At 33.9% G+C, this 11,983-nt stretch carries 7 protein-coding genes; all 7 read left to right on the forward strand.

Annotated elements, in window-relative coordinates; translation table 11 throughout:
* The first annotated feature begins 7 nt into the window (after positions 1-7).
* The 7 genes from LL966_RS03775 to LL966_RS03805 all read left to right on the forward strand — a co-directional run bounded on the left by LL966_RS03775 (position 8) and on the right by LL966_RS03805 (position 11,733).
* Positions 8-2,185, forward strand: coding sequence for a GH92 family glycosyl hydrolase (locus LL966_RS03775; protein WP_229350337.1), 2,178 nt, complete (start codon positions 8-10; stop codon positions 2,183-2,185).
* A 61-nt stretch (positions 2,186-2,246) separates the two neighbouring features.
* Positions 2,247-4,208, forward strand: a complete 1,962-nt coding sequence (locus LL966_RS03780; protein ID WP_229350339.1) for a glycoside hydrolase family 97 protein — start codon at positions 2,247-2,249, stop codon at positions 4,206-4,208.
* A 36-nt stretch (positions 4,209-4,244) separates the two neighbouring features.
* Positions 4,245-6,947, forward strand: coding sequence for a family 78 glycoside hydrolase catalytic domain (locus LL966_RS03785; RefSeq protein WP_229350341.1), 2,703 nt, complete (start codon positions 4,245-4,247; stop codon positions 6,945-6,947).
* 7 nt (positions 6,948-6,954) lie between these two features.
* Positions 6,955-8,280 (forward strand): sugar porter family MFS transporter, encoded by a 1,326-nt coding sequence (locus LL966_RS03790; RefSeq protein WP_229350343.1) that lies wholly within the window; start codon positions 6,955-6,957, stop codon positions 8,278-8,280.
* 43 nt (positions 8,281-8,323) lie between these two features.
* The gene (locus tag LL966_RS03795) at positions 8,324-9,466 is read left to right on the forward strand and encodes a glycoside hydrolase family 76 protein (RefSeq protein WP_229350345.1); all 1,143 of its coding nucleotides are present in this window, start codon (positions 8,324-8,326) and stop codon (positions 9,464-9,466) included.
* Positions 9,467-9,496: 30 nt separating this feature from the next.
* Positions 9,497-10,630, forward strand: a complete 1,134-nt coding sequence (locus LL966_RS03800) for an aldose epimerase family protein (RefSeq protein WP_229350348.1) — start codon at positions 9,497-9,499, stop codon at positions 10,628-10,630.
* Positions 10,631-10,899: 269 nt separating this feature from the next.
* Positions 10,900-11,733, forward strand: a complete 834-nt coding sequence (locus LL966_RS03805) for a universal stress protein (RefSeq protein ID WP_229350350.1) — start codon at positions 10,900-10,902, stop codon at positions 11,731-11,733.
* Positions 11,734-11,983: the final 250 nt, after the last annotated feature.

An 11,983-nucleotide genomic window follows, 5' to 3' on the forward strand; every position in this document is an offset into this window, starting at 1 on the left:
TTAAATTATGAAATTAAGAAAGAAAATATTACTCGCGACATTAACAATGTCTATGGCGAGCCTGACAACTATTGCTCAAAAATCAGGAGGTGGCCTAGCAAAAGGGAAATATACTGCTTTGGTAAATCCGTTTATTGGAACAGCGCCTTTGTTGGACACCAAAATCATTGGTTACACACCTCCAAAAGATATGCGCGTTTGGGCAGGTTTGGTTTTTCCGGGTTCTTCGATTCCAAATGCAATGGTACAGTTAAGTCCGATGACAAAGTACAGATCTGGAGCAGGTTATGAATATGAAGATACCGAAATTTTAGGTTTCACGCATACCAATAAAGGACATTGGAATTTATGTCATATTCCGTTATTGCCAGTTTCAGAAGGCGCTTCATTTCCCTATAAATCGTCATTCAGCCACAATCAGGAAAAAGCAAGTCCAGCGTATTATGAAGTGTTTTTAAAAGATTATAATGTTCAGGTAAAACTGACTTCAACTTTGCGTTGCGGAATTCACGAATATACTTTCAAAAATAATAAAGGAAGAAAAGTACTTTTTGATTTAGGAAAAGCCAACAATCGCGTAGACGATTGGCAGATTAAACAAGAAGGTTCAAATTCCGTAAGCGGATTTCAAAGAACTGGCGGTGAGAAAATATATTTTTATGCAACTTTTAGCAGTCCGATTGATAAATTAGATACTAAAGATATCACAAAAAGCGGCGGTTATACTTTGGTCAATATCAAAGATGGCGATAACAAACCAGTTACAGTAAAAATTGCTTTATCGTTTGTAAGTGTTGAAAATGCAGCTGAAAATTTAAAAGCAGAAACTGGAGATAAAACCTTTGCTAAAGTTTTTGAAGAGGGAAGTTCAGAATGGGAAAAGCTCCTTTCTAAAATTCAGGTAAAAGGCGGAACAGAACAGCAAAACGTTATGTTTTACAGCATGTTATACAGATCGTTTTTATGGCCAGCTTTAAGAAGCGACGTAAACGGACAATTTACAGACGAAGCTGGAAAAGTGCGTAAAGAAAATTACCGTTATTACACACTTCCTTCATTATGGGATGATTACAGAAATAAATTGGTTTTATTGAGTATTTTTTCTCCAGAAGTTACAAGCGATGTCATCAGTTCGATTATTAATGAGGGAGAAATTAAAGGTTTTATTCCGACATTTTTTCACGGCGATCATGCGGCATCTTTTATCGCTGGTTCGTATATGCGTGGAATTCGAAATTACGATGTTAAAAAAGCGTACGAATTATTATTAAATAACGCTTACAAAGAAGGCGGAACTAGACCGCACATCGCCGAATACATTGCAAAGGGATATGTGCCAGAACAAGATATTAAAAATCCTGTGGTAGAAACGGTAGCAAATGCAGCGGTTACTAAAACTTTAGAATATGCTTATGACGATCATGCGCTTGCATTGTTAGCCAAAGAATTAAACGACACCGAACATTATAATGATTTGACGAAACGTGCTAAAAATTACGCCAATGTTTTTGATAAAGAATCGACTTTTATGCGAGGAAGATTGGCAAATGGCAAATGGATTACACCTTTTAATCCTGAGTTTCCTTATTATGAATATATGTATAGAGAAGCAAACGCTTGGCAGCTTTCGTTTTTTGTACCACATGATATGCCAGGATTAGTGAAATTGTATGGAGGTGATAAACCTTTTGAGGCTAAACTAGATGAGTTTTTCACTAAACCTTGGAATCCGAAGTATATTGCTTGGAATATTTCTGGTTTTATCGGTCAATATTGTCATGGAAATCAGCCGGATCATGAAGCGCCGTTTTCGTATTATTTTATCAATAAACCTGAAAAATCGCAAAAAGTAATTGACGAAATTTTAGATACGATGTACGGAATCGGTCCAGAAAAACTGGCAATGAGCGGCATGGATGATGCGGGAGAAATGTCATCTTGGTATGTTTTTGGAGCTTTAGGATTATATCCGTTATCGCCAGCAGATCCTGAATATATTGTGACAGTTCCTCTTTTTAAAGAAGTTTCTTGGACAACTCCGCAAGGAAAAAAAGTAATCCTAAAAAATCCAAACGGGAAAAGAGATTTAGAAGCTATTAAAGTAAATGGTTCTAAAATCAATAGTTATTTTATTTCTCACGATTTATTTAAAAATGGTGGCGAAATACAAGTTGAAACAAAATAATTAAATCTGTAAAATAACGTCCCATTTTCGTGGGGCGTTATTTTTATAAAAACGATTTTACATGAAAAATATAAAAGTATTGGTTTTCCTGTTTTTTTTATTTGGAGGTTATAATGTTCATTCACAAAAAACAAATTTTGAAGTTAGTTCTCCCAATGGCGAATTAAAAGTTTCAATCCAGTTAGGAGATAAAATCTATTATGCTATTTCGGCTCGAAATGAAACCTTAGCAGAAAAAAATCATTTAGGTTTAATTCTTAAAAATGAAACTTTAGGTTCAAAGCCGAAGCTAATAAACAGCAAAACAGGAAAAATAAATGAAGTGATAAAACCTGCAATTCCGCTTAAATTTTCAACCGTTTCCAATTCATATAATTATTTGCTTTTAAATTTTAAAGGAAATTATTCTGTTGAATTCAGAGCTTTTGATGAAGGAATTGCGTATCGATTTATAACTTCCAAAAAAGGAGAAATTGAAGTGTTGAATGAAGATTTCTCGATCAATTTTCCAACAGATTATTTCGTTCATTTACAGCAAACAGGAAATTTTAAAACCTCAAGCGAAGAAGAATATTCACATATAAATGCAAGCGACTGGACTTCATCTGCTAAAATGTCTACACTTCCTATTTTAGTTGATTCGAAAAAACAATATAAAATATTAATCAGCGAATCTGATTTGTCTGATTATCCAGGAATGTTTTTAAAAGGAACTGGAAAAGGCGCTGAATCTACATTTCCTAAAACACCTTTGGATTTTGGACCCGATGGAGACAGAAGTTTAAAGGTTTTAAAAGAAGCCGATTATATTGCAAAAACTTCTGGAACTCGAAATTTTCCTTGGCGTTATTTTGTGATTACCAAAAACGACAAAGAGCTTATTCAGAATACAATGACATTGAAATTGGCTCCAAAAAGTGAAATAAAGGATACTTCATGGATCAAGCCGGGACAAGCAAGTTGGGAATGGTGGAACGGCGCAACTCCTTATGGTCCAGACGTCAATTTTGTTTCAGGTTATAATTTAAATACCTATAAATATTACATCGATTTTGCTTCAAAATTTGGCATCAAATATATTATTATGGATGAAGGCTGGGCAAAAAGTACAACAGATCCGTATTCGCCTAATCCAGATGTAGATGTGCATGAACTCATTCGTTACGGAAAAGAAAAAAATGTTGGTATTGTTTTGTGGCTAACTTGGTTAACGGTCGACAAAAACATGGAACTTTTTAAAACTTTCAAAGATTGGGGAATTGCCGGTGTAAAAATTGATTTCATGGATCGCAGCGATCAAGTTATGGTTAATTATTATGAAAAAGTGGTTAAGGAAGCGGCTAAAAATCAAATATTTGTAGATTTTCATGGTGCTTTTAAACCTTCTGGTTTAGAATACAAATACCCCAATTTAATTTCGTACGAAGGTGTACGAGGAATGGAACAAATGGACGGCTGTAAACCAGATAATAGCGTGTATTTTCCTTTTATGCGAAATGCCGTTGGACCAATGGATTATACGCCAGGGGCGATGATTAGCATGCAGCCAGAAGTGTATCGTTCAGAACGTCCTAATTCTGCAAGTATCGGAACTAGAGCCTATCAAATGGCACTTTTTGTTGTTTTTGAAAGTGGTCTACAAATGTTAGCCGACAATCCAACGCTGTATTATCGTGAAAAAGAATGTACAGAATTCATTACTTCTATTCCCACAACTTGGGATGAAACAATTTCTTTAGAAGCCAAAACGGGACAATATGCAATCGTAGCCAAAAGAAAAGGTTCAAAATGGTTTATTGGAGGAATTACAAATAATGCCGAAAAAGAACGAACATTCAAACTGAATCTTAATTTTTTAAAGAATGGAAAGTCGTATAAAGTAACTTCATTCGAAGACGGAATCAATGCAGGATATCAGGCAATGGATTATAGAAAAAAGAATTTCGAGATAAAATCGGGTGAAAGAATTGAGATAAAAATGCTTAGAAATGGCGGTTGGGCTGCCGTTTTAGAAGAGATTTAAAAACTAAAGATAATTCTAAAATAAATAGAAAATCTAATGATCATACAGAATCAAAAAAATACTAGAACAAACCAGCTGTTTTTACTTTTTCTGTTAATGAATGTAGCAGTTTATGCGCAAATTCCGGTAAACCTCAAGTGCGAACATTTGCTAAATCCATTAGGAATTGATGTTCGAGAACCGAGACTTTCTTGGCAATTAAATGGCAATAAAAAGAATAGTGATCAAACTGCATATCAAATAGAAATTGCTACAGATTCAATTGCTTTAAGCAAAGAAAAAGCTACGGTTTGGAATACAGGAAAAGTAATTTCATCAGATATTTTAGTTTCATATAAAGGAGAATCTCTTCAATCTTTCACTACTTATTTTTGGAGAGTAAAAGTTTGGGATCAAAATCAAAAAGTGACAATTTCAAAAATTCAACGTTTTGAAACTGCTATGCTTCAGTCTAAAGATTGGAAAGGCAGCTGGATTTCAGATTCACATGATATGAATTATAAACCCGCTCCATATTTCAGAAAAGAAATTTCCACAGCAAAAACGATAAAATCGGCTCGTGCGTATGTTGCAGCAGCGGGATTGTATGAGTTTTATGTGAATGGAGAAAAAGTTGGAAATAGATTACTTGATCCGATGATTACAAAATTTGACAGTCGAAATTTGTACGCCACTTTAGACATTACATCGCACTTACAAAAGGGAAAAAACGCTTTCGGAATTTTATTAGGAAATGGCTGGTACAACCATCAATCGACGGCCGTTTGGAAATTTGATAAAGCAATTTGGAGAAATAGACCGCGTTGTTTGGTAAACATTAGGATTACTTATTCTGACAACACAACCGAAACCATAACGACAGATGAAACTTGGAAAACAACAGATAGTCCTGTAATTTTTAACAGCATTTATACGGGCGAACATTATGATGCCCGCAAAGAAATCAGCAATTGGAACAAACCTGATTTTGATGACAGCAATTGGGATAAATCTACAGTTATAAAAGCGCCATCGTCCAATTTGGTTTCGCAGCAATTGCATCCTATTCGCGTAACTGCTCAATTAAAACCAACTAAGATTAATCGAATAAATGATACTTTAACGGTTTTTACATTTCCTAAAAATATAGCGGGAACGGTTGGTTTTTCAATAAAAAATGCAATTCCTGGAACCATTTTTAGAATTAAACATGCGGAACGTTTGTATGCAAATGGAATGGTTGATCTTTCTAATATTGACTTGCATTATCGTCCAACGGATAATTCAGATCCTTTTCAGACGGATATTTTTATTGCGAAAGGAAATGGTAAGGAAAACTTTTCGCCAAAGTTTAATTACAAAGGATTTCAATTTGTTGAGGTAACTTCAAGCCGTCAGTTTAAATTAAATAAAGATTGCCTCTTGGCTCTCGAAATGCATAGCGACGTTCCTGTTGTCGGAAAAATTAAAACTTCGAATCCAGTTTTTAATAAAATTTGGGAAGCGACAAACAGCAGCTATCTGGCGAATTTATTTGGTTATCCGACTGATTGTCCGCAACGCGAAAAAAATGGATGGACAGGAGATGCACAAATCAATGTTGAAACGGGATTATACAATTTTGACGGAATTACAATTTACGAAAAATGGCTTGCAGATCATCAAGACGAGCAGCAGCCAGATGGCGGAATTTCTAATATTGTTCCAAATCCTGGAGCTTTTGGATATGAATTTGCAACAGGTCCTGACTGGACGAGTTCGATTGCTATTATTCCGTGGAAAATATATGAGTTTTATGGAGATAGCAGTTTACTGCATAAAATGTATCCAAACATAAAAAAGTATGTGGATTTGATCGATCAGAAATATCCAACCGGTATTACAGATTGGGGATTAGGGGATTGGGTTCCTGTTAAAACTCAAAGTTCAAAACCACTCACTTCAACAATGTATTATTATGCAGATGCATTGATTTTAGCCAAAACAGCCAAATTATTAGGCAAAACAAATGATGCTGAACACTATTTTAAGTTAGCTACAAAAATTAAAACGGCATTTAACCAGCAATTTTTTAATCCGTCAACAAATTTATATGCGAGCGGAACACAAACCGAATTATCTGGCTCATTGTATTGGGGATTAGTTCCTGACGAATTCAAACAAAAAGTAGCCGATAATTTATATAAAAAATTTCAGGAAACTAATTTTCATTTGGATGTTGGTTTACTTGGAACAAAGACTTTACTCAATGCATTAAGCGAAAACGGTTACGCAGATGCCGCATATAAAATCGCTTCGCAGGAAGATTTTCCGTCTTGGGGTTATTGGATCAAAAATGGAGCTACAACTTTGTATGAAAACTGGCCGCTACATGTGGAGAAAAATGATGCTTCTTTGAATCATATTATGTTTGGAGAAATAGGAGCATGGATGTACAAAGGTTTGGGCGGAATTTTTCCAGATGAAAACTTACCAGGTTTTAAGCACATTATTTTAAAACCAAATTTTGTAAACGGACTTGATTATTTTGAATCTGAACATGAATCTCCTTACGGTAAAATTGTCTCGAATTGGAAACGAAAAAAGAAAAGGATAGTGTACAAAGTAATTGTGCCGCCAAACTCAAATGCGAGTTTCTATTTAGAAAAAAACAGCATTTTTTCATGTAGTTCAAAAGACATTCAAATTAGTAATGAGGGACTTTATAAAGTGATTCAATTGAAAGCAGGGAAATATTCCTTTACAATTAAAACTAAATAATCATATTATGAATAAAATATTTTTGTGGGCAATTACAGCCGCTTTGGCTGGATTTTTATTTGGTTTTGATACCGTCGTTATTTCTGGAGCCGATACTAAACTTCAGGAATTATGGCACACTTCAGATGCTTTTCATGGCGCGGTAGTAATGGCAATGGCGTTATGGGGAACTGTTGCAGGAGCTATTTTTGGAGGTATTCCAACCAATAAGTTAGGAAGAAAGAAAACCCTGATCGGAATCGGTATTTTGTTTCTATTATCGGCCGTAGGTTCTGCATTGGCTAATGATGCGTTGACTTTTGCATTTTTCCGTTTTCTCGGCGGATTAGGAATTGGTGCTTCAACCATTGCCGCGCCCGCATACGTTTCAGAAATTGCACCAGCAAAAGATCGTGGAAGATTGGTTTCTTTATATCAGTTTAATATTGTGTTAGGAATTTTAATGGCTTTTCTTTCTAATTATTTATTGAGAGATGCTGGAGAAAATGCTTGGCGATGGATGATTGGTATCATGGCTTTTCCTGCATTTTTTTATACCATAATCGTTTTTACAATTCCAGAAAGTCCAAGATGGTTGCTTTCTCAAGGAAAGATTTCAGAAGCAGAAACGGTTTTGAAGAAAATAGATCATGATGCAAAAATGGAAGACTTAATTCACGAAATGCAATTTTTGGGAAACGAAAACACAGACGAAAAAAAAGAAACCATATTTTTAAAGAAATATAGATTTCCATTAATGCTAGCTTTTTTAATCGCTTTATTCAATCAATTTTCAGGAATAAATGCCTTTTTATATTACGCTCCAAGAATTTTTTCCGAAGCAGGATTAGAAGAAAGCGCCGCATTAATGAGCAGTGTCGGAATCGGGATTACTAATTTAGTATTCACGCTTATTGGTGTTTTTTTAATTGATGTATTAGGCAGAAAAGTCTTGATGTACATCGGATCAATTGGTTATATCATTTCGTTAGGATTAGTATCGATTGCTTTTTTCTTAAAATGGCAAGGCATACAAGTGCCACTTTTCTTATTTCTGTTTATTGCTTCACATGCGATTGGGCAAGGCGCTGTAATTTGGGTTTTTATTTCAGAAATTTTCCCGAATCACTTAAGAGCTAGCGGTCAAGCATTTGGCTCGTCCACGCATTGGGTTTTGGCGGCAATTATTCCATCTATGATTCCGTTTTTATTTTCCACAATCGGAGCCGGAGTTGTATTTTTAATATTCACTATAATGATGGTTTTTCAATTACTTTTTGTGATTTTTATGATGCCAGAAACAAAAGGAAAATCATTAGAAGAACTTCAGAGCACGATATTCAAGCAAGATTAGAAACATTAAAAAATAAAAGAAGAATTACAAATATTTTGAGATTATGAATAAAAGAAAAGGAAGTTTATTGCTTTTTGCAGCAGTAGTAGTATTGTCAAGTTTTGCTCTTATAAAGACAAATGAAAATTCAAAAAGTAGTTTTTATAAAACCGAAATGGAAAAACTAAATGCAGCAATTGAAAGTAATTTTCATGATAGCGCTTCGGGTTATTATTTCGTGGATTTAGATCCAGCTAAAAGAGAAACAAAATTTGGACATAAAAGAGAATACAGTTGGTTGTGGGCACTTTGTGCTATGTTTGAAGCTTCTAACGAAATTGAAAAAGTAGACAAAAAGGCGAACTTAGTTGATGGAATTTTCAATAGCATGCAGCCTTATTATGATCCTTCGCCACCTAAACCAGGTTATGGTGAATATATTGTAAAATTGAGCAAAGGTCAGCGATATTATGATGACAACCAATGGATTGGAATAACAGCTTTGGATATTTACGAAAGAACTGGCAAGAAATCTTATTTCGATTTAGGAAAGTCAATGTATGATTTCATGATGATGGCATCAGACAATGCGCTTGGAGGCGGATTATACTGGAGAGAAAATGATTTTGAAACGAAAAACACCTGCTCAAACGGACCTGGAATTATTGTTGCCTTAAAAATGTACAAAGCCACAAAGGACAAAAAATACCTTGAAAATGCGATAAAGATTTACGATTGGACAACTAAAAAACTGCAAACTGCTACAGGTTTATTTTATGATAATATTAAAGTAAAAGATGGAAGTATTGGCGAAGCTATATTTTCTTACAATACAGGAACTATGCTGCAGTCGAGTGTCTATTTATACGAATTGACGGGAGACAAAATGTATCTTGAAAAAGCAAATAAAATGGCAGAGAGTTCTTTAGACTATTTTTATAAAAGCGGAAAATTTAGAGACGGATATTGGTTTAATGCTGTTTTACTTCGTGGTTATATGCATCTTTTAAAACACAATAAAGATCTAAAATACATTTCAGGATTTAAAAAATGTTTGGATAATGCGATTAAAGAAAATAAAAATGCAAAGGGATTATTTGAAGCAGATAACGGGGTTTATAATTTAGTAGAACATGGAGGAATGCTTGAAATTCTGGCTCGCTTCGCACATCTCGAAGAAAAGTACGATTTGTCAAAATTGAAATAATGTTAGAAGTACAAAACAAAATTTAAAATCATGAACAAATTCCAATTAAGTATAAGCTTGTCATTTTTAATGTTATTCGGCTTAACTGAAAATATATTGGCTCAAAATAAAAATTCGGCTAAAAAAATGTCCATCAATAAAGAAATAATAGGACAAGTTAGCGGAGAAGATGTTTTTCAATATACGTTGCAAAATAAAATGGGAATGCAAGTCCAGTTAATTACTTATGGAGCGGCAATCACCAATATTGTAACACCAGATAAGGATGGCAAAATGAATAGTATTGTTCTGGGTTTCGATTCTCTTAATCAATATGCAAGTAACGAAAACTCTTTAATGGGTTCTACAGTTGGTCGCGTTGCCAATCGTATTTCAAACAAGAAATTTACACTTGAAGGAAAAGAATACACGCTTTCTTCAGATATTCATGGCGGTGTAAATGGTTTTGATAAACACATTTGGAAAGCCAAGGAACTAGCAAAAAAGAATGAATTAGGAGTCGAAATGACGTATTTAAGCAAAGATGGAGAAGAAGGTTTTCCTGGTAATTTATCTGTTTCCGTAACTTTTACGCTCAAAAACAATAATGATTTGGTTATTGATTATAGAGCAACTACAGACAAAGCGACTCCATTAGTTCTGACTAATCATACGTATTTTAATCTTTCGGGCGGAAAAGAAACGAAAGCATTAAACACAGAATTGACCGTTTTTGCCGATCAGTTTTTGGAGTTTAAAGATGGCAGTATGCCTACGGGAAAAATCCTGAATGTAAAAGAAACTCCTTTTGATTTTACTTCGCCTAAAACAATCGGAAAAGATATTGAAAAAGTACAGCAATATACTAATGGATATGACGTAACTTTTGTTCTGAGAAACCAAACAGGCAAATTAGCTTTAGCCGCAAAAGCTTTCGAGCCCATAAGCGGACGTGAATTAGAAGTGTATACAACTGAGCCTGGTGTTGTATTTTATTCTGGAAACTGGTTGAGCGAAAAAGTAAAAGGACGCAACAACGTTCCTTACACAAAAAATGGTGCATTTTGCCTAGAAACAATGCATTATCCGAACTCGATCAATACGCCTTCTTTTCCAAATACAGTTTTGCGTCCTAATGAAATTTTTACTTCTCAAACGATTTATAGATTTCTCGTTCGAAAATAAAGAAGGTTCTTTTCTGACTCTTATTTTTGAATGGAGTTGTTGTGGTGGAAACCGTTCTTTGGGATGAGAATTTCAAAAATTTAGATCGTAATTTTTTTAAAAAATCATACTAAAGCCGGTCGTTTTACTTTGAAAAGAAAACAACCGGCTTTTTTTCAGAAATTATAATTTACGGTTGAGAAGTAAATATTGTTACTTCGGGGATTAAAATAAAGCAATTGGTGATTAATTAAGCAATTTTGCTGGATTAATGCTTAATGACAATTTTTATGACGTCACCACTTACTATAATTGCTGCTACCAATTTTTCAGCTATAGCAAACAATGCAGTTACCTATGCTGCAGGACTCGCAAAAGCTACAGGAGCAAAACTTATTTTATTTAATTCATTTTCCTTGAGCGTTCACAGCGCAAATTCGCACATAACTGCAGATGCAATGCAGAAACAGATTGAAAAAGCGATTTCGAGATTAGAAAATTTAGCCCAACAAACAGCAGAAATGTTTAAAATTGAAACAGAATCGATTTGTACGTATTCTTTTTTAGAAGATGAACTTCCTAAAATTATTGAACATACAAAAGCAGATGTTGTGGTAATGGGAATGGCAGAACGCTCTTTTGAGCAGGAATTACTAGGAAATTCTACAACAACAGCAATAAAAAATCTTCATGTTCCAGTGTTGGCTGTTCCTGAAAATGCACGTTTTCTAAATATAAAAAAGGTGCTTTATGCTTGTGATAGTTTAAGTTTTTCGGCAATAAAAAAATTCAGCTGGATTAAAAGTGCACTTGGAGATTTTGGTGCTGAAATTGAATTTTTTAGTGTTGACGAAAAGCTGGATGATCTAAAAGAAGAACAGCATAGAATTTTGATGAATTCGAATATTGAAAAAGAATTTGAAGATGTAAAATATCTTTATAAAACTGTAAGATCTAATGCCGTTATTGAAGAAATTAGAAAAGAAATTAAAAATTATGAGGCAGATCTTTTAATTATGGTACCTCAAAAATATGGTTTTTGGGATTCTTTAGTACATAGAAGTAAGACCAGAATTTTGGCTGCAGGTCTGGATATCCCTTTGTTATCATTTCCGAATTATTAAAAATTAATATGATTTAGAAAAAAACGTATAAAAATTACAAGGTTTTTTTGAAGAAGTTCTATTAAAAGAAATCATAAAGAAAATATTTTTGATTTTAAGAATTCTATAATTTTTTTATGCTTGTTGACAGATATAAAAATTATATTTTAACATTTCGAGCAGTTTTGTTAATTATTTTTAATTACCTGCTTGTTTCAGATTTTTTTAAATTAATTTTGTAGCGCTCTAAAACTTAATGCAGATAGTTTTT

Source organism: Flavobacterium chungbukense (assembly GCF_020805785.1).
GTDB classification, from domain to species: Bacteria; Bacteroidota; Bacteroidia; order Flavobacteriales; family Flavobacteriaceae; genus Flavobacterium; species Flavobacterium chungbukense.

Excerpts from the sequence above, each read along its gene's own strand:
- LL966_RS03775 (WP_229350337.1), top strand. The coding sequence starts at position 8 with ATGAAATTAAGAAAGAAAATATTACTCGCGACATTAACAATGTCTATG.
- LL966_RS03780 (WP_229350339.1), top strand. The coding sequence starts at position 2,247 with ATGAAAAATATAAAAGTATTGGTTTTCCTGTTTTTTTTATTTGGAGGT.
- LL966_RS03785 (WP_229350341.1), top strand. The coding sequence starts at position 4,245 with ATGATCATACAGAATCAAAAAAATACTAGAACAAACCAGCTGTTTTTA.
- LL966_RS03790 (WP_229350343.1), top strand. The coding sequence starts at position 6,955 with ATGAATAAAATATTTTTGTGGGCAATTACAGCCGCTTTGGCTGGATTT.
- LL966_RS03795 (WP_229350345.1), top strand. The coding sequence starts at position 8,324 with ATGAATAAAAGAAAAGGAAGTTTATTGCTTTTTGCAGCAGTAGTAGTA.
- LL966_RS03800 (WP_229350348.1), top strand. The coding sequence starts at position 9,497 with ATGAACAAATTCCAATTAAGTATAAGCTTGTCATTTTTAATGTTATTC.
- LL966_RS03805 (WP_229350350.1), top strand. The coding sequence starts at position 10,900 with ATGACGTCACCACTTACTATAATTGCTGCTACCAATTTTTCAGCTATA.